General features: G+C 67.0%; 19 protein-coding genes and 1 pseudogene. 9 read left to right on the top strand and 11 right to left on the bottom strand.

Annotated elements, in window-relative coordinates; genetic code table 11:
- The first annotated feature begins 18 nt into the window (after positions 1-18).
- Complete coding sequence (locus ACE37B_RS19055; protein WP_409924917.1) at positions 19-630, top strand: AAA family ATPase; 612 nt, start codon at positions 19-21, stop codon at positions 628-630.
- Positions 631-886: 256 nt separating this feature from the next.
- Here the strand turns inward: ACE37B_RS19055 and ACE37B_RS19050 are convergent, their stop codons facing one another.
- Positions 887-4264 (bottom strand): BTAD domain-containing putative transcriptional regulator, encoded by a 3378-nt coding sequence (locus ACE37B_RS19050; protein WP_409924916.1) that lies wholly within the window; start codon positions 4262-4264, stop codon positions 887-889.
- 140 nt (positions 4265-4404) lie between these two features.
- On the opposite strand from ACE37B_RS19050, the gene ACE37B_RS19045 reads away from it, so the two are divergent.
- Positions 4405-4890: a universal stress protein gene (locus ACE37B_RS19045; protein WP_409924915.1), complete on the top strand. Its 486-nt coding sequence runs from the start codon at positions 4405-4407 to the stop codon at positions 4888-4890.
- 288 nt (positions 4891-5178) lie between these two features.
- Here the strand turns inward: ACE37B_RS19045 and ACE37B_RS19040 are convergent, their stop codons facing one another.
- Entirely contained in the window at positions 5179-6090 is a 912-nt protein-coding gene (locus tag ACE37B_RS19040; RefSeq protein WP_409924914.1) for a DMT family transporter, read from the bottom strand.
- Positions 6087-6293 (bottom strand): annotated as a pseudogene (locus tag ACE37B_RS19035) (thioesterase family protein); the annotation flags it as partial. The gene ACE37B_RS19040 and the pseudogene ACE37B_RS19035, both read right to left, overlap by 4 nt.
- 236 nt (positions 6294-6529) lie before the next feature.
- Between ACE37B_RS19035 and ACE37B_RS19030 the strand changes: the two are divergent.
- Positions 6530-6898 (top strand): hypothetical protein, encoded by a 369-nt coding sequence (locus tag ACE37B_RS19030; protein WP_409924913.1) that lies wholly within the window; start codon positions 6530-6532, stop codon positions 6896-6898.
- 261 nt (positions 6899-7159) lie between these two features.
- Here ACE37B_RS19030 and ACE37B_RS19025 read toward each other — a convergent pair whose 3' ends face one another.
- Entirely contained in the window at positions 7160-8563 is a 1404-nt protein-coding gene (locus ACE37B_RS19025) for a DUF2252 domain-containing protein (protein ID WP_409924912.1), read from the bottom strand.
- Positions 8564-8670: 107 nt separating this feature from the next.
- Between ACE37B_RS19025 and ACE37B_RS19020 the strand changes: the two genes are divergently transcribed.
- From ACE37B_RS19020 to ACE37B_RS19005, 4 genes are all read left to right on the top strand, one after another.
- The gene (locus ACE37B_RS19020; RefSeq protein ID WP_409924911.1) at positions 8671-9312 is read left to right on the top strand and encodes a lysoplasmalogenase family protein; all 642 of its coding nucleotides are present in this window, start codon (positions 8671-8673) and stop codon (positions 9310-9312) included.
- Positions 9313-9460: 148 nt separating this feature from the next.
- Positions 9461-10102 carry a hypothetical protein gene (locus tag ACE37B_RS19015; RefSeq protein WP_409924910.1) on the top strand — a complete coding sequence of 214 codons (642 nt, stop codon included), beginning with the start codon at positions 9461-9463 and terminating at the stop codon, positions 10100-10102.
- Positions 10103-10267: 165 nt separating this feature from the next.
- Positions 10268-12055 carry a hypothetical protein gene (locus tag ACE37B_RS19010; protein ID WP_409924909.1) on the top strand — a complete coding sequence of 596 codons (1788 nt, stop codon included), beginning with the start codon at positions 10268-10270 and terminating at the stop codon, positions 12053-12055.
- A 218-nt stretch (positions 12056-12273) separates the two neighbouring features.
- Positions 12274-12645: a hypothetical protein gene (locus tag ACE37B_RS19005; RefSeq protein WP_409924908.1), complete on the top strand. Its 372-nt coding sequence runs from the start codon at positions 12274-12276 to the stop codon at positions 12643-12645.
- A gap of 45 nt (positions 12646-12690) precedes the next feature.
- Here the strand turns inward: ACE37B_RS19005 and ACE37B_RS19000 are convergent, their stop codons facing one another.
- Both ACE37B_RS19000 and ACE37B_RS18995 read right to left on the bottom strand, forming a co-directional pair.
- On the bottom strand, positions 12691-14067 hold the full coding sequence (locus ACE37B_RS19000) for an MBL fold metallo-hydrolase (protein ID WP_409924981.1): 1377 nt from the start codon (positions 14065-14067) through the stop codon (positions 12691-12693).
- Positions 14068-14139: 72 nt separating this feature from the next.
- Positions 14140-14742, bottom strand: coding sequence for a rhodanese-like domain-containing protein (locus ACE37B_RS18995; protein WP_409924907.1), 603 nt, complete (start codon positions 14740-14742; stop codon positions 14140-14142).
- 290 nt (positions 14743-15032) lie between these two features.
- On the opposite strand from ACE37B_RS18995, the gene ACE37B_RS18990 reads away from it, so the two are divergent.
- Entirely contained in the window at positions 15033-15647 is a 615-nt protein-coding gene (locus ACE37B_RS18990; protein WP_409924906.1) for a DUF4157 domain-containing protein, read from the top strand.
- 98 nt (positions 15648-15745) lie between these two features.
- On the opposite strand, the gene ACE37B_RS18985 is transcribed toward ACE37B_RS18990, so the two are convergent.
- From ACE37B_RS18985 to ACE37B_RS18965, 5 genes are all read right to left on the bottom strand, one after another.
- The gene (locus ACE37B_RS18985; protein ID WP_409924905.1) at positions 15746-16426 is read right to left on the bottom strand and encodes a hypothetical protein; all 681 of its coding nucleotides are present in this window, start codon (positions 16424-16426) and stop codon (positions 15746-15748) included.
- Positions 16427-16536: 110 nt separating this feature from the next.
- A complete protein-coding gene (leuS, locus tag ACE37B_RS18980) occupies positions 16537-19473 on the bottom strand; it encodes a leucine--tRNA ligase (RefSeq protein ID WP_409924904.1) in 2937 nt (978 codons plus the stop codon).
- A 370-nt stretch (positions 19474-19843) separates the two neighbouring features.
- Entirely contained in the window at positions 19844-20026 is a 183-nt protein-coding gene (locus tag ACE37B_RS18975) for a hypothetical protein (protein ID WP_409924903.1), read from the bottom strand.
- The gene (locus tag ACE37B_RS18970; RefSeq protein WP_409924902.1) at positions 20026-20466 is read right to left on the bottom strand and encodes a MaoC family dehydratase; all 441 of its coding nucleotides are present in this window, start codon (positions 20464-20466) and stop codon (positions 20026-20028) included. Before ACE37B_RS18970 ends, ACE37B_RS18975 begins: the two co-directional genes overlap by 1 nt.
- Complete coding sequence (locus ACE37B_RS18965) at positions 20463-20951, bottom strand: hypothetical protein (protein WP_409924901.1); 489 nt, start codon at positions 20949-20951, stop codon at positions 20463-20465. The genes ACE37B_RS18970 and ACE37B_RS18965 overlap by 4 nt, the downstream gene beginning before the upstream one ends.
- A 155-nt stretch (positions 20952-21106) precedes the next feature.
- On the opposite strand from ACE37B_RS18965, the gene ACE37B_RS18960 reads away from it, so the two are divergent.
- Positions 21107-22267 carry a serine hydrolase domain-containing protein gene (locus ACE37B_RS18960; protein WP_409924900.1) on the top strand — a complete coding sequence of 387 codons (1161 nt, stop codon included), beginning with the start codon at positions 21107-21109 and terminating at the stop codon, positions 22265-22267.
- The last annotated feature ends 50 nt before the right edge of the window (positions 22268-22317 follow it).

The following is a 22317-nucleotide window of genomic DNA, read 5'->3' as shown; positions in this document are numbered from 1 at the left end:
CACGGTAGGTTCCGGGCGATGCCGAGTGCCCGCAAGATCGCATTCATCGGATCGCACGCCGTCCGCAAGACCAACGCCGTGCACTCCTTCGCCAGCGCGGTCGGACGGAGCGGGCGCAGCGTAGAGGTCGGCCGCGAGGTGGTGCGGTACAGCCCGCTCGGCATCAACGAACGAGCGACGCCCGAGGCGCAGCTGTGGGTGATCATGTCGCAGATCCGTGAGGAGCTCGAGCTGCGCCACCGGGCCGACGTGCTCGTCCTCGACCGTGCCGTCGTCGACAACTTCGCCTACTACCTGCGCGTCACCAAGGGCACCGATCCCTTCGACCTACGACCACTGGTCGCCCGCTGGTCTGCCACGTACGACCTGTATGTGCGGCTCCGGCCCGACGTTGCGCTCGTCGCCGACGGTGTGCGAAGCACGAACGAACGGTTCCGCACGGAGATCGAGAATATCCTCGACCTCATCGCCCCTCAGCTCGTGCCCACCGAGCGACTCGTGGAGCTGTGGGCTTCGGAGGTCACCGACTCCTTCGACTGGCCGGCACTCGTCGATCGGTTGTGCGGGCCGCCCCACGAAACCCTCTCTGCGTCGCGGACCGACGCCGTGGCGCCGACGCTCTGGGACTGAATCGGCGAGATGCCCTCGGAGGTGCCGCGCATCTCGAACGGCGTGATCGTCACATGACGGTGCCGATGACGCACCCGACAGCTTGCAACAGCGAGATCGAACGCTCCGGATCGACCGACCGAGGGTGTGGCCCTGTCCGAGTTCGATCGGCGCAGCGCCAACCGCACCAGGACCGCGCGGTCATTCTGGAAGCGCAGCACGGCCCGTCTCGAGAGCCGAAGAGTCCGGGCAGAGGAAGCGGCGAGTGTGATGTCGATCAGCGGGGGAGCGTGTCGGCGAGTGTGAGGACGTCGGCGATCAACTCGTCGAGGGTGTCGGTGGACGACGTGTCGGAGTCGCGCTCCCACTCCAGGCCCACGGCTTCGAGCTGGGGGCGCGTCTCGGAGAAGAGAGGGTCGAAGCGGAACGTGGGATCCGACCGCAGCCACCGCAGGAAGCGGCGCGCCAGATCGCCGTCGTTCAGACGGCCACACGCCACGGCCGTCGAAATCGCTGCGCTCCACCCGTGGATCGACACGCCGTGGGCGACGAACTGGTCCCACGGCTCGCGGAGGTCACGCTGGCGAATCGGGAGATCGGTAGACGCCCGCCACCTCATGCGGGCGAACCCCGTGGAGACCGCCAGCCACTCGATGTCGGCGCCGGAGATGCCGCGGAGCTGGTCGAGGACACCGTCGCACTGCTCGGCAGCATGCTTCCACTCGCCTCGCTCGGCATCCACCGCGGATCGAAAGCTCTCGGCCGTGGCTCGCACGGTGGCGCTTTCGGTCGCGTCGGCGAGGTCCTCGAGTCGTTCGATGATCTGCTCGGTCCGGTCGGCCGAGATCGAGCAGAACGCCAGACCCACGAGGGCGGTGAAGCGCGTGTCGGTGCTGGCGACAGCGAGGTCGTCGAGGGAGGCCATCAGCCGGTTCCACTCGGTGTCGGTGAGGTCGATGCCGTCCATCGACTCGTGGGGCGCGCCGATGGAGTCGTGTCGTGGAATCCATCGGCCGTCGACGATCGCGTCGAACACTTGGCGCGTCAGATCCGCGTCGATGCCGAAGTGCGTCATCGGAGCGAATCCGAGGAGCGCGATCTCGAGTTCGCTCAGCGCCTGTCGGTTTCGTGCTGCGTCGATGATGAGTCCTTGCAGGTCGACCCACTGGCGAAACCCTGCCGCGTGGCCGGCTCGGGTGAGGAGGAACGCGTCGTGCCATCGTTGCTGCTCGACGGAGGTGTCGACGGCGGCAACGGCGTCGATGAGCCAACTGGCCATCTCGGCACGCACGATGTGCTCGTCGGGGCCGTAGGCGCGCAGCGCGAGTCGGTGCAGTGTGTCGGCGACGTAGCGTGCGTGGAGCGCTCGGGTCTCATCGGTGGTCCCTGCGTCTTGGAGGTGAGCGAGGGCGTAGGCGCGCACCGTCTCGAGCATGCGGTATCGAGAGGTGCCGTCGTCGGCGGTGACTCGTTGGAGCAGTGACCGGTCGACGAGTTGTGGAACGAGATCGATCACGTCGAGTTCGTCGATCGCTCCACCTGCGGCGATCGCCCGCGCCGAAGTCAGGCTGAACCGGGACGGGAACACCGAAAGCCGGTCGAACACCTGCTGTTCGATCGGGGTACACAACTCGTATGACCAGTCGAGTGTGCCGCGCATGGTCTGGTGTCGTTCCATCCGCGAACGTCGTCCGCCGACGAGGAGGCGGAATCGCTCGTCGATGCTGGCGAGCAACTCGACCGGCGTCAACGAGCGCAGCCGTGAAGCAGCGAGTTCGATCGCGAGCGGGAGTCGATCGAGGCGATCGCACAGATCGGTGACCGGGGCGAGCTGGATGCCGTCCAGCTGGAGGTCCGGAGCTTCGGTGGCGGCGCGAGCCAGAAACAGCTCGACCGCGTCGTGCTCCGACAGCGACGGCACCGGCCACAGACGCTCGCCGCTCACCATCAGGGGTTCTCGACTGGTCATCAGCAGGGTGACGGTCGGGCAGGCCGCAGCGATGCGTTCCACTGCATCTGCGGCGTGGGACAGCACGTGTTCGCAGTTGTCGACGATGAGCAGCAGTCGTTGATGGCGGATCCGCTTGATGACGTGGTCGACGATGTCGCCGTCCTGGGGCGGTGACAGGCCGAGACCGGCGGCGATGGCGAAAGGAACTGCTTCGGCGACGTCGATCGGTGCGAGCTCCGCCATCCAGCACCCGTCGGGAAACGACGAGGCGAGCGTCGTGGCGAGTTCCATCGCGAGGCGGGTCTTGCCGGTGCCTCCGACGCCGAGCAGCGTGACGACGTGGTGCTCCGCGAGTTGCTCGGCCACCTCGGCGATGTCGGCCGAGCGCCCGACGAACGAACTGGTCTCGATCGGCAGATTGGTGGGCTGGTGGCGTTCTCCACGCAGCGGTGGGAACGTGGCGTCACCGACCTGGAAGACGTGCGCCGGCGTCGAGAGTCCCGCGAGCCGGTGACGGCCGAGATCGGTCAGTGTCGGACCGTTCCCCTCGTGGTCGATCAGCGACGCCGTCGACTCGGAGAGGAGGATCTGTCCGCCGTGTCCGGCTCGCATCAGCCGCGCCACCCGGTTGAGCGTGGTTCCGCTGTAGTCGTCGTGTCGCAGTTCGGCTTCGCCGGTGTGCAGGCCGATCCGCACCGGCAACTCGAGTTCGCCTTGTGCAGCGACCGCGGCGTCGACGGCGGCGGTCGCAGAGCTGAACACCGCGCAGACGCCGTCGATGGTGTGTCTGAACACCATGCCGTCGTGGTCGGTGATGATCCGGGCCAGGAGCGTGTCGTGGCGTTCGAGTTCGTGCGACATTCGGGACTCGTCGGCCTGCCAGCGTTGCGTCGACGATTCGATGTCGGTGAACAGGAAGGTCACGGTGCCATCAGGCAGGCCCGACGACGGCGCTGGCGCCCGAGCAGACGGCGCCGTGCTCCTCGTGTCGTCGTCGGCGGCGGCGAGAATCTCGGCGTCGAGGGATCGGAGTTCCGATGACGGGTCGAGTCCCACGTCGTCGCGGAGCGTCGTGCGGAATCTCTGGAACGCCCGCAGCGCGTCGGTGGTGCGACCGGCGTCGGCCAACGCCCGCATCATGAGCGCCACGGGCCGTTCGCGGTAGGCATGTTCGGCGATGTGGGGTTCGAGCAACTCGATCGCTGCGTCGGGCCGTTCATCAGCGACGAGTGCCTCGGCGAGGTCTTCGGTGGTCGCTGCCCGTTCGCTGTCGAGTCGTTCCGCTTCGACGGTCGCCCACTCCTCGTCCGCGAGATCGCCGAAGGGTCGGGCGCGGAACAGCCCCAACGCCTCGGTGAGGTCGCGGATGCGAGATGGTCCTGTCGAGGTCCGCAGGGCCTCGAAACGACGGACGTCGATCACGTGGCGGTCGGTGCGGAGCCGATAGCCACCGTCGGAGGCTTCGATGCCGTCGCCGACGATTCGTCGCAGCCGCGACACCGCGGTCCGCACGGTGGAGCCCGAGCTCTTCGGGTCCACGACGTATTCGGCCAGCCGACCCGTCGACACGGGCTGCCCGTCTGCGATCACCAGGAGGCCGAGCAGTCGCTTGAGCTGGGGAGACAGCGTCACCACGACGTCGACGTCGGTGGTCACCTGGATCGGTCCCAGCACCTGGATCTGCATGTCGTCTCGGTCGTTCATCGCGGTCACCGGGTCACCGCCATGTCACGCCGCCTCCCCTTCGTGTCACCGTACCGCGGGTCGACGGTGACGGAACGGTAACCGGCGGCCTGCACAGTGATGTCGTCCACCCGGACCAGACAGCCACGAAAGGCAACCTCATGAACGACATCATCGTCAGCATCGACCGATCCGATACCGCCCGCCGCACCCTGCAGACCGCTGCCGCGCTGGCTACTTCAGCCGGCGTCAACCTCCACGTGGTGCTGCACGCGGAACGCACCAGGCCCGTGGGCGCGGCCGTCGGAACCGACCGGTTCCATCGCGACTGGTTCGTCGATGCCGAGCACTACCTCACCAACGCCACCGCACTGCTGCAGGCGCCCTCGATCACCACCGCCTCGACGTGGCAAGACCCGGTCGCCGTGCTGTGCGAAGAAGCCGAACGGCTCCAGGCGCGTCTGATCGTCATGGGCAACCGGCGCGGCCGTGGGATTCGCCGGGCATTCGGTTCGGTGACCCGCCGAGCGGTCCGGCAGGCGCCTTGCGAGGTCGTCGCCGCCGCAGGACGAGACCGGCACACGGCGTCGAACGTCAGCGCCAACCTGGCGCCGCGTCACGTGCTCGCCGCCGATGCCGCCGGCTGACGCGTCGATGAAGCGATCGTTACGGACTGTCGCTGGTGAACTGGTCGTGAGCGACGAGGATCAGCGTTTCACCGATGTCGGCATCGCGACGGCATCGGCGACACGGGTTGCCGGGCTGGGCGTCGGCGACGTAACGCTCTGCGCCGGACACCACATCTCGACACCACATCTCGACACCACATCTCGACACCACATCTCGACACCACATCACGACGACCGGAATGCTCAGCCAATCGGCAGAGACGAGCAGTTGATCGACAGCGAGTCGTTGGACGCGAGCATGAGCAGTCAGGCGGATGCTGCAGCGGCCATCTTCGCCCGGGCGTTGGCGGTGACGAGGAGGTACACGCCGGTGACGACGAGGACACCGCCGATCAACTCGACCGCCCCGAGTCGCTCACCGCGGATGAGCCAACCGAAGAAGACACCCGAAATGGGGATGAGGTAGGCGGTCGCCGCAGCCTGGGTCGCCGTCGCTCGCTTCACGATCGTGGCCATCAACGCGAACGTGACGGCATTGGCCGGAATCGCGGCGTAGGCGAGTGGGACGAAGAGCCCCAGTGACCAGTCGGTGTCGCCGGCACCTTCGACGAGCAATGCGAGCGGGATCAACACCGCTGCCGACATCGGCAACTGCACAGCGACGATCATCACCGGCGACACCGCGCTGAAATCGCGCCACTGCATGAACACGGTGCCGAACGACCAGGCGAGTGCCGAGAGAGCCAACGCGATGATGCCGATCGCTGTTGCCTCGCCCCCGAGAGATGGCGACGCGAGGACCACGGTGCCGCCGAAGCCCACGACCAGACCGAGTGCGCCGACGCGTGTCGGCCGCGTCCCCAACAGAAGCAGAACGAGCAGTGCCGTGAACAGCGGCATGGTGCTGCTGAGCAGCGACGCCAAGCCGGCGGGAACACGGTTGACACCGAAGACCAGAAGGCCACTGGAGACCGTGGTGATCGCGAAGCTCACCACGAAGATCTTGCCGAGCATCGTCCGATCGGTCGGGATCCGTTCGCCGCGCACCAAGGTGACGAAGCCCAGCAGGAACGTGCCGCCCACCACCGTGCGCATGCCGGCGAGCAGAAGCGGTGTCGTGTGGTTCAGCGCGAACTTCAGCGCCGTGAAGTTGGCGCCGATCAGCAACGCAACGAGGACGACGAGTGCAAGGGTGACCTTCGGTGACGCGTCGGTCACCGACTGCCACCGACGAGGTCGTCGCACTCGAAGCGCGCCCGGACCCACCCGTCGACCGGGCGACGGCGGAGGTGCACGGTGAGCTCGATCGTGGGAACCCAGCCGACGCTGCCGAACCGTGCGAAGAGCGAAGGCGGAGAGGCGTCCGCGAACAGCGGTAACGACATCACCGTGGGGACGATTCCATCGCTGAGACCGTTCCAGCCCTCGACCGCAGCGAGCCGTCCGGCACGCTGACGCTACGACCCTGCCGGACGAGTGCGGTGTCGATGTCGCAGGCGCCCATCGACACGGTCATCTCGCCAGTGTCGCACGCATCCACCCGTGTGGTCGCCGTCGCGGCTGCCCAGGCGACGCGATCGTACTCACCGATGACTGGATCCTGGCTTCGAAGACACCCGCATCGACGAATCGTGCCGGGTGATCCCTGGCGACGCTGGTGGCCGCCGGATTCCTGGCGGCGCTCATGGTCGGTGCATGGCCGTGGGTCTCTCTCATCGGTGTCGTGGCGGGTGGTGCCGGTTGCCCGGTGTCGTCGGGGCGCTCGCGGCCACTGGCGATCATCGCGCTGGCGGTCGTCACGCTGCCGCCTCAGCCCGAGGCCGAGCGCGCCGCAGTCTTCGGGGTGGTTCTCCTGCTCGCCGTAGCACTCGGCTACCTGATCGCGGTCCGATTACCTGCGTCTCAGCGCGTCGAGTTGTCGCATCGAGATGGCAGTCGGCTGCTGTACGCGATGGCGTCGCCGTCGGTGTTGGCGGTGCGACCGGTGTGGCGTTGGGGTGGGAGCGCTCCTCTCGGGTCCTCATGACGATCTTGTTGCTCGGCCAGTTCAACCGTGACGAGGTGCCCGGGCGCGAGCGCGCTTGGTCGGTACGTCGCTCGCGGTGGTCATCGTGGTGCCGATCTCGACGGCGGTGGTGCCATCGGGTGCACTCCTCGCGATCGGTCTGCTGCTGGTGGTCGCGACCCGCTCGATCGATCCGGTTCCGTACTGACGCCTGTCGAAGCGTTGGTCGCACGGCGAATGGCAACCGCGACCAGCGAAGGCAAGCGACCGACGCCACCCATGTCAGACGCCGGTGATCGCGGGAACCGATCCGTCGGCGATCGCCTGAGCGTGCGCCGCGAAGTCGGCGTCGTTCTGAGCGGCGTACCGGCGAGCGAATTCGGCGACCGCGCGGTCGAAGCGGTCCGAGCCGCCGAGGTACCCGGCGATGGCCACCGGCGAGCCCGAGCGGGCATGTGCACGGGCCAGCGACCAGCCGCACAGTCGGGCGTAGATGGTGAGACCTCGCTTCGTGAGTCGTTCGACGTCGGTCGAGGCCTTCATGTCGCGGAGTTGGCGCCAGTAGTAGTCGCGGCCGTCGATGACCGACGTGCTCCACCCGAGGAACATGTCACTCGCTGCCTGCATCATCCGCTGACCTTCGACGACGCGACGTCCCGGCTGCTCCCACGGGGAGGGGGCGAGGTGCGCTTCGAGTACGGAGGCGGTCGCCTCCTTCATCTGGAGCAGGAGCGGCTCGCCCGTTCGCCGCGACTGCAGCAACCCGATGTAGGCCCGGAGTCCGACGCTGCCCACGCCGACGACCTTGTGGGCGATATCGACGAACTCGTAGTCGTCGAGCACGTGGCGCGGACCGGTGGGGAGCGAGGCGCGATACTGGCGGTAGGAATCGGCGATCCCGTCGCGGAGTTCGCTCACGCGATGGGCGGGCACGACGGTCGACAACGGCATCACGAGCGGCGCATCGGCGACGATCTGTAGGCGACCATCGACGAGCGCCGTCAGTTTCCGCGCCGCTTGCAGGCTCGTGCGTGTGCGCGCCTTGGCCATATTCGCTTCGGTCCGCCGCACCACCTTTTTCGGAGCGGTCTCGCGGAGTTGATCGAGCGTCTCGTCGACGTCCACCCGCGCGTACCAGGTGTCGAGCGCAGTCATCTTCGCGAAGTCGGCCATCGCCGTCCGGTAGGCCTCGGCGCATGCCTGAGCGGCGTCCGAGTCGTCGCGCTTGCCGAGGCCATTGGATCGAGCGGCGATGGTGAAGCTGGCGGCCAGCCGCTTCAGATCCCACTCCCACGGGCCGGGAAGCGTCTCGTCGAAGTCGTTGAGGTCGAACAGGAGGTTTCGTTCCGGTGACGCGAACACTCCGAGGTTGGAGAGGTGTGCGTCGCCGCAGATCTGACTGACGAGTCCCGTCGACGGTGTGGCCGCCAGATCGGCGGCCATGATGACGGCGGAGCCTCGGAAGAACGCGAACGCGCTGGCCGACATCCGTCCGTGCCGGATCGGGATGAGGTCGCCGGAGCGGGTTTCGTCCTGCGCTGTGAGGAGCGCGATGGGATCCGGACGGCCAGCCGCTGGTGCCCAGTCGCCGTGCGCCCGGCGAGGCACGTCGGTCCGCAGCGCGGCGCCCGCCCTGGCCCGCTCGATCCACGCGGTGGTCGGTTGATCGCGATCGCCCTCGTTCACGGCACGAGCGTAGGGACGGATCAGGGCCGGACCTGCTGGGCGCGCCGATTCGATCACCCAGTGCCCGGCGGCAGGCGTTGAACGTCCGGCGTGGGGGTGGGGCTATCGTGCTCGGCTTGTTCGCTGGTGTCGTCTTCACGCTGATCGGTGCGGCGTTCGTCGTCGGTCTCGTCGTGGCGGACGCTCGCGGCAGCCGGCTGCGTGTGGTGGCGAAACCCGCGGCGTCGATGTGTTTTCTCGCTGCCGCCGTCGCTGTCGGTGCACTCGACTCGGCCTACGGCGCGTGGGTGTTCGTCGCGCTCGTGCTGTCCGCGATCGGTGACGTCGCGCTGCTCGGTTCGGCGACGCCGGCTTTCCTGCTCGGGCTCGGCAGCTTTCTGCTCGGCCATGTCGCCTACACCGTCGGCTTCGCCGTCCGAGGCCTCGATGTCGGGTGGGTGTTCGCGGCAGCGGCCTTACTCGCGGTGCCGCTGATGGTGGTCTTGCGGTGGCTGTTGCCCCATGCCGAGTCGATGCGGGGTCCGGTGATCGCGTATGCAGCGGTGATCTCGGCGATGGTCGCAGCGGCGGCAGGCACCTTCGGGTTCGACGTCGATGCTCGGATCCTGATCGGGGCGTTGGCGTTCTACGTGTCGGACCTCGCCGTGGCCCGCGACCGATTCGTCACACCGGGCCCGACCAACCGGCTCTGGGGTCTGCCCCTGTACTACGCAGCTCAGTTCCTCCTCGCCTGGTCCGCTGCCACCTGACCAGCCCGTCCTGGCGCGCCGCGCCCGGCATCAGGCACCAGCGGGTCCGGCCGTTCAACACCTGGTGCCTGACCCTGGGTGTTGCGGACCTCGGGCGTGACGCGGGCGGTAGCGTTGAGGGGACCGTGGGGCTGGGGATACCGTTGCGATGAGTCGACGAAACGAACCGTCCGCCGTGTCGAGGAACGTGTCGAAGGCCGGCCCGGCGTTGGCTCGATCGGCGGCCTCCGGACTCGCTGCGCTGTATGACCGGGCGGTCGATTCGGTGTTGATCCGCCCGCACGAGATCGGGAGCGCGCAGGAGGCGGTCGAATTCTCGGAGACCGACAACGCCTGGAACGCCGACGCGCTGACCGACCAGGTCCGCAAGGTCGCGGTCACCCTGCTCCCGATGCTCAAGCGGGCGGGCGTGCTCAGCCGCACGCCGGGGCTGCGGCGGGTGCCGAGCGTGGCGGTGGCGTCGACAGTCGGTGCGGTGAGCACGCAGCTGTGGTCGGGCGTCAAGGACCTCCAGATCCTCTCGGCGTTGGTCGCCACGCGCCTGCGCCGCGCCGGCTACGACGCTGATCCGCCGCTGATCAAGCGCCTTGCCATCGAGCTCTACACTTACCCAGACCGCCAACCGACACTCGATTCCGTGCCCGCCAGCGCCACTGCCGTGCTGGCGAAGTGGATGATCGCTGGCGCCATCGGACGCAATGCGTCCAAGCAAGCTCACAAGGCGTTCGTCGCCGCCGAACGCCTCGACATCCACGCCCTGATGTCGCGCTGGCCCGACCTCAAGCGCTAGCGCGCTGCGCCAGCATCATCCCAGCGTGGTGCCCGGCCGTCCCTCCCGTCGGATCATGCAACTGGGGCCATGAACGCTGCCCTCGCTGTGACGGTGATCGTTCCCATGCCGGAGCCCATGTAGCTTTCGGTGCGCTCGAACCGACAACCCGACCGAGGAGTTTGCATGTCGCCGTCGCCGACCTTGCTGTTTCTTCATGGCGTCACGCACGCCGACCCCAGCGACAAGTGGCGGACGACCCTCGACGAGTCTCTCAAGCGCGTGGGATATGCGGGCCTCACTGGTCTCGATGTCATCGCGCCGTCATTCAAGTACGCGCTACAGGGGGTCGACGACGACATCGCGATCCCCGCCGTGACGGTGCGGCTACCACGGGGAGACCGGGGCAAGGCTCACCGACGGGACTTCGAACGCAGGCGGGCGGCCATGGAGGCGCGACTCCAGCGGGAGGCTCCCGGACATGGTCTACCAGGGGTCGAGCCGCTCTTCGGGTTGGTCGCGATGCAGATCGAGGCAGTCGACAATTACGTAAGGAATCCGAGAGTTCGTGCGGTCGTGCTCCAGCGAATTCTCTCACGGCTCCCTTCGGAGGGGCGGCTCGTGATCATCGGTCACAGCCTCGGCTCAGTGATCGCTGCCGATCTGATTCGCCGTCTGCCGGTCGGGCTCGACGTGACAGGTGTGCTCAGCATCGGCAGCCCGCTTGGTCATCCGTCGGTCCACGTCGACGGGCTCCAAGCGCTGCTCGAAGACCCGCCCGCGAACCTTGGCTGGTGGGTGAACTTTCGGGCGGCCGGTGACGTGGTTCCGGCCGGGCGAGGCCTCTGTTCAGTGTTCCCGTGGGTGCTCGACCAGCGAATCCGCGACTTCAATCCGCTCCCTGCCCACTTCGCAGCGACCTATATGAAGGACCACGGCGTGGCGACTGCCGTCGGGTTCGCCGCCTACGGCTCGTTGTCGACGGAACTCGTCCCGTCGAGCAGCGGTGTAGAAATCGTGCTCGACTTCGCCGAGACGTTCTCGCTGCTGGCGCTGCGGTACGCACACTTGACGTTGAGAGAGCTCGATGGTGACGCGAAGGATCGCTTCGCCGAGGCGCTCCGTCGCGCGCAGGCGGAGACCGTCGAGCACATCCGGCGAAGGAATGATCGAACTGGTCGACCGACGCCGGGATTGATCGCACGCCTCGGCGTGGATCTGACCGATCCGTTCTCTCAAGCTCCAGAGCCAGTGATCTCCGGTCACCTCGAAGCCGGTGACGCCGTCGTCCTGCTTCTCGCAATCCTGGAGGCAAACGTCGTCGCTCCGTACGAGATCGAGGTCGGCAAGGATCCGAGACGAATGGCGATGGAGAACCTCACCCTCGAGATGGGCTTCGGGACCTCACTCGGCACCGCCGTTTTCGAGGCGATCGAGGAAGCGCAGAGGGCGCTGAAGGGCGAAACGAACAAGATGAAGTGGGTGGCACTCGGGATGGGAAGCGCTGCACTGCTCGTTGCGACGGGTGGCTTGGCGCTGGCGGCCGCACCGGGCGTCGCCGGTGCCGCTGCGATCACCAGTGCCCTCGCCGCGTTCGGACCCGGCGGCATGATCGGTGGTTTGCTCACCGCAGGAACCCTGCTCAGCGCTGGTGGAGGGGGCGTCGCCGTCGGACTGGCCGCTCCCGGAACCACAGCGGAAACGGTGGAGGCCGTGGTCGCGGCGCAGTTGAGTGCGGCGATCCTGCGAAGCCTTCGCAATCTGGATCAAGACCCCCAGACATGGGCCAATCTCGTCGAAACGGAGATCGAGGTGCGTCGCGAAATCGGGCGGCTCGAGCACATCTCCGACAAGTCAGCTCCTTCACTCAAGGCTGCTCGACGAAAGCTCGAGACTCTTGAACTCGCCATCGGCTACCTGGATCGTGAGAACCTCCGCCCCGCCGCCGTCGCCCTGGAGGCACCGCTGGCCTGAACGACGCAGAACCCGAAGCAGTGAAGGGGCACGCGCCGCGGCTTGTCGACGAGTCGCATGCGGCGAGCCCCTTCGAGGCACCCTGAGTCGTCTCGGCGCCGCGTCGCCGCCAACCATGTCGAACGAAGCGACGCGCCTGTGAACAGCGCGGATCGAGGCCAGGGTGGAGGTCTTCGCACGGTGTCGTGTTCGTCGAGCGGTGGTGTCACGCTAGGGAGATGTTGTTGCCGCGGTCGTTCGAGTTGGTGCCGGAGGCGCGGATGAGCCTGGCGCAGATCCTGGGGATCATGACCGATCAAGTGTTGTCGGGCGTACCCACTCGATGGGATGTCGAGCAGTTGATGGACGTCGAGATGCGGCTTGGCATCGTCGCCGGGCTCGACGACGTGGGCGAGGGGTCGCACGACACGTCGGTGGTCACCATCGGGATCGACGATGCAGCGTTGCTGCTCGACGGCATGGCGTTCACCGAGGTGGCATCGGCCGATCTGCCGTGGATCGAGATGGTGCGCTGGACCTCCGACTTCGTGTCGACCGAATTGCGTCAGCATTGGACCGACGACGAGTGGCTGAGTATCGCCGCCGACTAACGACAGAGTGGGTCTGACCCACTCTGTCGCTCCTTCGTTTTCGGCTCAGGTGCGGGCGAGTTCGCTCCACGCGCTGTAGCCGCCGATGATGTCGGATACATCGGTGAAGCCCTTCTCGCGCAGCACGCTCGCCGCCACCGACGAGCGGTAGCCACCCGCGCAGAACACCACGGTCGGCGCCGACGGGTCGAGTTCGTCGAGGCGCGCCGGCAACTGGCCGACCGGGATCGGTGTCGAGCCAACGATCGAGCCGAGCGCGATCTCGCCAGGATTGCGGATGTCGACGAGCTGCAGGCCAGCGATGTCCTCTCGGCGGGTATCGAACTCGGCCGCGGTCAGGCGCGACGCTTGGCGTACCCGATCGGGATGCTCCGTCATCACCTTCGCAGGGAGTTCGAGGTAGCCGAGTACGCGGTCGAAGCCGATACGGCCGAGCCGGTTGCGGGCTTCGAGTTCGAAGCCGTCGTCGACGACGAGGACGATGTCGACGTCACTCGGCACGACCGAGCCCGCGAACTCGGCATATCGCCCGCCCAATCCGACATTGATCGACCCGGCGAGATGCCCGCGGGCGAAGGCTTCGGGATCACGTCCGTCGACGATCATCGCTCCGGCGGCGACCGCGACGTCGAAGGCAGCCAGGTCGAGCGGTGTCGGGGGCTCGGTCTCGTCGAGCAACTCGCGGTCCTTGCGATTGAGGATCGCGTTGTAGACGAAGTACTCAGGCGCAGGCGGCTGACCTTCGGTGACGAGATCGAAGAACGTCTCCTTGCTGTCGGCGAGCAGCGCATAGTTCGTCTCGCGCTGCACGCCGATCGTCGACCACGTGTCGGTCGACAGGTTCTTTCCGCACGCCGAGCCGGCTCCATGCGCCGGATACACCCGGGTCGCGTCGGGCAATGTCATCAGCTTGTCGTGCAAGCTGTCGTAGAGCTTGGCGGCGAGTTCTTCGCGAGTGAAGCCGATCGATGCAAGCAGGTCGGGCCGGCCGACGTCGCCGATGAACAACGTGTCGCCCGTCAGCACGCCGTACGGGATCTCGTCGTCGGCGTGCTCCCACACGACGACGCTGAGTGACTCGGGCGTGTGCCCCGGCGTGTGCAGGATCTCGAGTACGACCTCGCCCAGCACGATGCGCTCGCCGTCGGCCAGCTTGCGCGACTCGAACTCGGTCTCGGCGACCGACGCGTACGCGATCTGCGCGCCGGTCTCCTCCGCCAACTCGAGGTGCCCCGATAGGAAGTCGGCGTGGAAATGGGTCTCGATGACGAGCTCGATGGTGAGGCCGGCTGCAGCGGCGTCACGCACGTACTCGTCGATGTCGCGGCGCGGGTCGACGACGACCGCGCGTCCGGTGGTTTGGTCGCCGATCAGATACGACGCGTGTGACAGGCACTCGAGGTAGTACTGGGTGAAGATCATCATGTCCCCTTCATGAGTCGTGCATGAGTTGTCGTCGACCCGGTACGGCCGACCAAGCGCCTGCCCGGTCGGTCAGGCGCTGGCCCGCAACTCCGTGAGCACCTTGTCGATGTCACAGTCGCTGCGGTTGTACGGCAACTTTCCGAGCGCCGTCCCCATGGCGCAGGTGTTGGTCAGTGCCGAGAACGTGAGGCCGAAGGCCACACCGCCCGAGAGCCACTTGGCCTTCGGGACGAAGATGCTCGTGAGGATGCCGATCAGCGAGATCGAGCCGGCGACGAGACGCACCTGGCGATCCATCGCCCACTTGGTGCTCGTGCCGCGCACGACATCTCCACCGCCTGCTTCCCAGGCGTCCATGCCGCCTTCGAGAATGTGGAGCCGCTGCTTGCCGGCCGTGGTCAGATGTCCGTGAGCCTGTCCGGCGCGTGCGCCCGACTTGCAGACCAGCACGACCGGATGCTCGAGGTCGGCGAGGTCGCGAGCGTGCTCGCCGAGCGTGTCGAGCGGGACGTTGTAGGAGCCGGGGATGTGCGCGCCGGTGAACTCGCCGCCGGTGCGCACGTCGATGATGCGCAGCTGGGGGTCTTCGTTCATCAGTTGACGAACCTGCGACGCGGTGATCGTGTCGGTCTCGGCGATGGAGCCGCTGGACGGGTTGGCGATGGTGGTCATCTCAGTGTCTTTCGTGACGGATCGGACGTGAGGTGAGAACGCTAGGTCGAACGATCGCAGTGCGTCGACCGGACCGCTGTCGAGCCCCGCTGATTGGTCCGAAGGTACGTACATTATAGGTGATGGGTCACGAAGTGTCAAGGGCGACGTCGCACGCTCCGAATCGACGGGGAACTCAACGTCAGGCCGTCACGCGCCGATGAGACGAGCAGACAGGTGTGCGGAGAGCTGCGCAGCCGAGTCTGCGTGCAGGTCGTGTGATGCGAGTAGGGTCCGGATGGAGGTGGAAGATGTCTGACAGCGCAGAGCGAGTCCGTCAGCCAGCACCCACCCCTGCGCCAGCACTGGGAGCGCCGGTCGCCGAAGTCGCCACGGCCGTCGCGCCCGCGACCCAACCGCTCGGTCTCGACGCGGCAGCCGCCGCGGTCAGCGCCACCGTGTTCACGGCGCCATCGGGCGCATCTCGTGTGCAACGCAGCGCGGTCATGCCCTCGCGACCGGTCCCGTCCGACGCGGCGCCACCGATCCGACGTGTGCAGCGCAGCGCCGTCATCCAGCGCAAGGGAAACGACACCGGGATGCCCGACCATCTCAAGGCCGGCATCGAGCGCCTGAGCGGCTACTCGATGGACGACGTCAAGGTGCACTACAACTCACCGAAGCCGGCGCAGATCCAAGCACACGCCTACGCGCAGGGCAACGAGATCCACGTCGCCTCCGGGCAGGAACAGCACCTGGGACACGAAGCGTGGCACGTGGTCCAGCAGCGTCAAGGGCGGGTGTCGCCGACGACGTCGCCCGCCGGCATCCCCATCAACGACGACCCGGCCCTCGAAGCCGAAGCCGATCAGATGGGCTCGAAGGCGCTCGAGGTCGGGGCGCAGGAGTCGGCCTCAGGCAACTGAGCCGGCGACGTGACGGTCCGAGCGAGGACCGCGTCGGTTTCCCGTCGGCACCCCTGTCAACGGAGCCGTCAACGTCCCCGCGGGAGCGCAGACGCCGATCAGAGACTGGTGACGGGCAGGGTCGCGATGTAGATCACCGAGCCCAGCCACAGCAGTGCTCCACCCGCCAACAGCACGGTCCGGGTGCGGCTCGAGGTGAGCACGGTCGAGATACCGGCGAAGAACAAGACGGAGGCGAGAATCGTCGCGACGAGGACATACTTGTCGCCGTTCGTGTTGTTCTGTGACCCCTCCTCGAACTTCGCCTCGGACTGCGCGAAGAGATCGTCGCCGACGGCGTAGAACTCGCTGTAGTACTCCTCGGTGAACGGCAGATCGAGATCGTTCTCGAACCACTCGGTCACTGCTTGTTCGCCCTCGGCGGTCATGTTGGTCAGCAGGAAGTCGACGGAATCGAGCGCTGCGTCGTCGGCGTCGTCGGCGTCGTCGGCGTTGAGGAGCAGCACGATCTCGACGAACAGAGTCTGGTCGAGCGACACCAGCGCGTCGGCCTCGCCGTAGGCACCGATCGCCTCGGTGGTGAGATTCGCCGACTGGGTGAGTGCCTTGTCCTGCAAGCCGCTCCACAGGTTGGCCTGATAGGCGCCCCACGCGATCGCAACCGTCGCAAGACCGAGCAGCACGGCGGCGACGATCTCGAGTCGTTTGTCGGCGTCGGATTGTTTCTCGCTCTGCGGTGCGCTCGGCTCGTCTGGCGCGGTCGTTTCGGTGTTGCTCACCATCTTGCTCCCCTCCCGTTGCTCGGGAGGATAGGCGACCGCACCCGCTGCGCCCGGCATGCACGAGCGCGGCGAGTGGTCTTCGACCGGTGTCCGACCGTGGTCGATGCTCAGACGACGACGTTCACCATGCGACCCGGAACGACGATCAGCTTCTTCGGCGCACCGCCGGCCAACGCCTCGAGGACTCTGTCATCGGCCAAGGCCGCTGCCTCGATGTCGTCCTTCGACGCGTCGGCGGCGACCTCGATGCGGCTGCGGACCTTGCCGTTGATCTGGATCGGGAGTTCGATCATGTCATCGACCAGCAGCGCTGGATCCGCCACCGGGAACTCGACGTAGGCGATCGTGCCACCGGTGTCGGTGGCGCGTCCGAGGCGAGTCCACAACTCCTCCGCGATGTGCGGGACGAGCGGCGCCAACATCACGACCATCGGCTCGGCGATCTCGCGGGGCATCGCATCGAGCTTGGTGACCGCGTTGTTCAACTCGATCAGCTTGGCGATGGCCGTGTTGAACCGAAGCGCATCCATCTCGGTGCGGACCACGTCGATCGTGCGGTGCAACAGCTTGCGCGTCTCGTCGTCGGCAGGCGAGTCGACGACGATGCACCCGCCCGTCTGCTCGTCGACCATGTTGCGCCACAGCCGCTGCAAGAAGCGATACATGCCGACCACGTCGCGGGTCTCCCACGGGCGTGATGCGTCGAGCGGACCCATCGCCATCTCGTACAGACGCAGGGTGTCGGCGCCGTAGGCCTCGTACATCTCGTCGGGGGAGACGGCGTTCTTGAGGCTCTTGCCCATCTTGCCCCACTCACGCGTCACGGGCTCGCCGTGGTACGTGAAGCCCGACTCGGCGTCGCCGTCGACCTCGGTCGCCTCGACGTAGATCTCGCGCGCGTCCTTGAACGCTGCGGCCTGGATGTAGCCCTGATTGAACAGGCGGGCGTACGGCTCGATCGACGACACGTGGCCCAGGTCGAAGAGGATCTTGTGCCAGAAGCGCGCGTACAACAGGTGCAGCACGGCATGCTCGACGCCGCCGACATACAGATCGATACCACCCGGATGATCGGGGCGGATCTCGGTGCGCGGCCCCATCCAGTACCGCTCGTTGTCGGGATGGACGAAGCGTTCCTCGTAGGTGGGGTCGATGTAGCGCAGCTGGTACCAGCACGAGCCGGCCCACTGCGGCATCACGTTGGTGTCGCGCCGGTAGGTCTGCACGCCGCGGCCGTCGCCGAGATCGAGTTCGACGTTCACCCAGTCCTGGAGCCGGTCGAGTGGGCTCTCGGGGTTGGAGAACTCGTCGTCGGCGTCGAACGTGCGCGGCGAGAACTGGTCGGTTTCGGGCAGCTCGATCGGCAAGAGCTCGTCAGGCACCGTGTGCGGACGGCCGTCCGCGTCGTAGACGATCGGGAACGGCTCGCCCCAGTAGCGCTGGCGGCTGAACAGCCAGTCGCGCAGCTTGTAGTTGATCGTGGCCTCACCGGCATCGTGGGCTTCGAGCCACGCGTTGGTGAGCGCGATGCCTTCGGCCTTGTTGTCGATGCCGTTCAGGTCGAGCTCCGCGGTGCCGCTCGGGGTGCCGGACGACTGGACGTACGGGGCGTCGCCGACGTAGGCGGACGGCCAGGTCGACGTGTCGAGGGTCGGCTCGATGCCGTGCTGTTCGAACCAGCTCGCCGGTGGCCGCTGGATCGCGGGGATCGGCAGGTCGAACGTTCGAGCGAACTCGAAGTCGCGTTCGTCGCCGCAGGGGACGGCCATGATCGCGCCGGTGCCGTAGCCCATCAGCACGTAGTCGGCGATCCAGATCGGGATCTCGGCGCCGTTGATCGGGTTGGTCGCGTACGCGCCGATGAACACGCCGGTCTTGTCGCGTGTGTCGTCTTGGCGCTCGAAATCCTTTTTCGCCGCAGCTTGCTCGCGATAGGCAGCGATGGTCTCGGAGTACTCGGGGGCTGCCAGGCGATCCACGAAGGGATGTTCGGGCGACAGCACCATGAACGAGGCGCCGAACAGCGTGTCGGGGCGGGTGGTGAACACCGTGATGTCGCCGACGGCCGAGGCGAAATGAACTCTCGCGCCGTGGCTGCGACCGATCCAGTTGCGCTGCATCGACTTGATCGCATCGGTCCAGTCGAGCAGTTCGAGGTCGTCGATCAAGCGGTCGGCGTAGGTGGTGATTCGCATCATCCACTGGCGCATGTTGCGCTTGAACACCGGGAAGTTGCCGCGGTCGGAGCGTCCGTCGGCGGTCACCTCCTCGTTGGCGACGACCGTGCCGAGGCCCGGACACCAGTTGACCGGTGCTTCGCTCACGTAGGCGAGCCGTTGGTCGTCGATGATGGCGTTGCGTTCGACCGGCGTCAGCTCGCTCCACGCCCGCCCGTCATCGGTCAGGCGGCGACCCGACTCGAATTCGGCGATCAGTTCGTCGATCGGCCGCGCTTTCTGGAGCTCGGTGTCGTACCAAGCGTTGAAGATCTGGCTGAAGATCCACTGGGTCCAGCGGTAGTAGGACGGATCGGTCGTCGAGATCGAGCGCCGCGTGTCATGGCTGAGTCCGAGGCGGCGCAGTTGGCGTCGCATGTTGGCGATGTTCGCGTCGGTCGTGATCGCCGGATGGGTACCGGTCTGCACGGCGAACTGCTCTGCGGGCAGGCCGAACGCGTCGAAGCCCATCGTGTAGAGCACGTTGTGCCCGGTCATGCGCTTGTATCGTGAGAACACATCGGTGCCGATGAAGCCGAGCGGGTGACCGACATGCAACCCGACGCCCGACGGGTACGGGAACATGTCTTGGACGAACAGCTTGTCGCCGCGATGCGCGATCGCATCGGAGTCGCCGAGCGGACCCGCCGGGTTCGGAGTCTCGAACGTGCCGTGTTCGTCCCACCAGTCCTGCCAGCCGACTTCGAGACCTTGCGCGAGGTCCGCGGTGTAGCGGTGCGCCGGGGTGTCGGCGGCGGACCCGCCCGCGTCACGTGCCGTGCCGGTGGTCGTTCCGGTCGTCGATGAATCGGTGCTGTCGTCGCTCATAGCAGCGGCCAAGCCTACGCGCCGAGCCGCGTCAGACCCTGTGTGCGTTGATCGGCGTCCGTTGATCGTCGAATCAGTGGACGAGGCGACACTCGTGCGCGATGTCGAGCACGGTGTAGATCCGGCCGATTCCCATGCAGAAGCCGACCGTGGCGCTCAACTCGACGATCTCGGCGTCGGCGTAGTGCTCGCGCAGGCGCGCGACGAAGGCGTCGTCGATGTCGGTGTGTGCGAGCGCGAAGCGCTCGGCGAACTCGATGGCGAGCCGCTCACGTTCGGAGAACGTCGCGACGCTGGCGTATTCCGAGACCTGCTCGTACTCCGCTTCGGTGACCGTGGGCTGCGTTCCCGACGCAGCTCGCGTATCCAGTCAAATCGGGCAGGCGTTGATCTCGGCGATCCGCATTCGGGCGAGCTCGCGTTCGCGCACCGAGAGCGCTCCGGCGTACATCGTTCGGGTGAAGTTGCCCGCCGCCTGGTACAACTCCGGCGCGAGCTGCCACATACGGGTCTGCTCGGTGTCGTTACCGTCGGGAAGTTCGATCCTGGCCATCAGCGGTCCTCCGATTCGTCGGAACGCAACGCTACAACGGCCGTTCCGCTCACGACGGGCTGGCCGTCGCGCCGGAGATGGACGTCGCAGATCGCTCGTCGTTCGCCGTCGACGATCTCGACGGCGGTCACCGTGCCGGTTGCGGTCACGTGGTCGTGATCGAGCACGGGTGACCCGAACGACACCTGGAGTCGTCGGATACAGGTCGGTCCCTGCCACGCCATCAACATGTTGGCGAGGTACGACAGGTTGAGCGGGCCCTGGTTGATCACGCGTTCGCCGAGTCCGAGCGTGGCGACGGACGCCCGGTCCCAATGCACCGGATACGGATCGCGCAAGATTGCTGCCATCGTCTTCATGCGCTGCGGATCGACGTCGGCCATCACCCACGGCGGTACCGCGGTGCCAGCCTCGACGATCGAGCGGGTCGTCTCCGTCATCTCCGGAGCCTCCAGTGGTTCGTGATCCGAGCGGCGAGGGAGCCGTCGGGCCGGGCGAGTTCGATCGAGAACACGAACCGGTCGTAGACCCCGCGGTGGTCCTCGCACCGTTCCACGTCGACGACGGCACCGGTGAATCGATACTCGACCTGTTCGCGCAGCGGTTGGAAGTACTCCCAGTCGTAGCCGTCGAGGCCGACGGAACCAGCGCCGTCGACTCGTCCCAATGCGAACAGCTGGGCGATCGATGTGCCGACGCCCTGGATCGGAACGTGGAAGAGTGCGACGGGATGGACGAGGTCGTCGGGAAGCTGATCTCGCCCCGTGCAGTCGGTGAGGAGCCAGTTCTCCCAGTGTTCGATCACGCGGGTCCCGCCCGGGAATCGGTGTCCGATCAGCGCGAGCATCTCGGCCTCGGCGACACCCCGAGTCGACGTCGCTTGGAGACCGGCCGCGGCGGTGTGGGCCGGGGTCACGTCGGCCATGACATCGCCCGCCCATGGCAGTCGTGCCGTGCGGAACGGAGAGGCGTCGGCACCACGACCCGGACGGTAGTTCGGCAGGTGGGCCAGCCGAGACTCGCAGCGCCGCTGTCGCCATCGCTGCGTTGGCGCCGACGACGGCCAACTAGCGTTCGATCATGGTCGAGATCAACGGACACGTCGCCACCGGATATCAGGCGGTCGCAGACGCCTTCGAACAGAACTTCGTCGAGTTCCCCGAGCTCGGAGCCGGGTTCGCGCTCTACGCGGACGGTGAGCTCAAGGTCGACGTGTGGGCAGGCGTGGCCGACAAGGCGACCGGTCGCCCCTGGGACGATCGGACCCTGCAACTGGTCTTCTCCACCACGAAGGGTGCCGCCGCCATCTGCGTCGCCCGTCTCGTCGAAGCCGGGAAGCTCTCGTACGACGACACCGTCGTCCGACACTGGCCCGAGTTCGCGGCAGCCGGCAAGGAGCACGTCACGGTGCGCCAGATCATGAGCCACCAGGCCGGCCTGCCGTACACCGACGCCGTGCTGTCGGTCGAGGACCTCCTCGCCGTCGGTCCGGTCGTCGAGGCCCTGGCGGCGCAGGCACCGGTGTGGGAGCCGGGCACGGCGCACGGTTACCACGCACTCACCTACGGCTGGCTGGTGGGCGAACTCGTGCGTCGTGTCGACGGTCGGACGCTCGGGCGATACTTCGCCGACGAAGTGGCCGGTCCGCTCGGTCTCGACTTCTGGATCGGTCTGCCCGAATCGGAGGAGCCTCGCGTGTCGACGCTGGAGCCGTCGCCGCCGCCGACCGACCCGGCGGAGTTGATGCTGATGATGCAGGTCATGGGGCCGGGGACGATGGGGTTCAAGGCGCTGACCATGAACGGCGCGATGATGGCGCTGGGACCCGGTGACAACCCGTTCAACACCCGAGCGGTGCACGCGACCGAGATGCCGGCGGCGAACGGGATCACCAACGCAGCGAGCCTCGCGCGGATGTACGCGGCGACCGTCGGCGAGGTCGACGGCACCCGTCTCATCGGTGACGACACCATGCGACTCGTCTCGGCCGAAGCGGTGAACGGCACCGACCTGTCGCTGGTCGCCGAGACTCGTTTCGGCATGGGATTCATGCTCCACAACGAACTCGTGCCGCTGCTCGGCCCCAACGCGTTCGGCCACGCGGGCGCAGGCGGTTCGCTCGGCCAAGCCGACCCCGACACCGGCGTCGGCTACGGCTACGTGATGAACCAGATGCTCGCCGGCATCGCCGGTGACCCTCGCACCATCCGCCTCAACGACGCCGTCCGCGCCTGCCTCTGACGATCTGCCTGCCCGTATCGGTTTGTGTCAGACACAAACCGATACGGGTC

This window comes from Ilumatobacter sp., assembly GCF_046290335.1.
Classification (GTDB): domain Bacteria; phylum Actinomycetota; class Acidimicrobiia; order Acidimicrobiales; family Ilumatobacteraceae; genus Ilumatobacter_A.
Note: the sequence above shows the minus strand (reverse complement) of the source record. Positions and strands in the feature narration are given on the sequence as shown.

Coding starts and splice junctions, on each gene's coding strand:
- ACE37B_RS19055 (WP_409924917.1), top strand. CDS start 19: ATGCCGAGTGCCCGCAAGATCGCATTCATCGGATCGCACGCCGTCCGC.
- ACE37B_RS19050 (WP_409924916.1), bottom strand. CDS start 4,264: ATGAACGACCGAGACGACATGCAGATCCAGGTGCTGGGACCGATCCAG.
- ACE37B_RS19045 (WP_409924915.1), top strand. CDS start 4,405: ATGAACGACATCATCGTCAGCATCGACCGATCCGATACCGCCCGCCGC.
- ACE37B_RS19015 (WP_409924910.1), top strand. CDS start 9,461: ATGAGTCGACGAAACGAACCGTCCGCCGTGTCGAGGAACGTGTCGAAG.
- ACE37B_RS19010 (WP_409924909.1), top strand. CDS start 10,268: ATGTCGCCGTCGCCGACCTTGCTGTTTCTTCATGGCGTCACGCACGCC.
- ACE37B_RS19005 (WP_409924908.1), top strand. CDS start 12,274: ATGTTGTTGCCGCGGTCGTTCGAGTTGGTGCCGGAGGCGCGGATGAGC.
- ACE37B_RS19000 (WP_409924981.1), bottom strand. CDS start 14,067: ATGATCTTCACCCAGTACTACCTCGAGTGCCTGTCACACGCGTCGTAT.
- ACE37B_RS18995 (WP_409924907.1), bottom strand. CDS start 14,742: ATGACCACCATCGCCAACCCGTCCAGCGGCTCCATCGCCGAGACCGAC.
- ACE37B_RS18990 (WP_409924906.1), top strand. CDS start 15,033: ATGTCTGACAGCGCAGAGCGAGTCCGTCAGCCAGCACCCACCCCTGCG.
- leuS (WP_409924904.1), bottom strand. CDS start 19,473: ATGAGCGACGACAGCACCGATTCATCGACGACCGGAACGACCACCGGC.
- ACE37B_RS18975 (WP_409924903.1), bottom strand. CDS start 20,026: ATGGCCAGGATCGAACTTCCCGACGGTAACGACACCGAGCAGACCCGT.
- ACE37B_RS18970 (WP_409924902.1), bottom strand. CDS start 20,466: ATGACGGAGACGACCCGCTCGATCGTCGAGGCTGGCACCGCGGTACCG.
- ACE37B_RS18965 (WP_409924901.1), bottom strand. CDS start 20,951: ATGGCCGACGTGACCCCGGCCCACACCGCCGCGGCCGGTCTCCAAGCG.
- ACE37B_RS18960 (WP_409924900.1), top strand. CDS start 21,107: ATGGTCGAGATCAACGGACACGTCGCCACCGGATATCAGGCGGTCGCA.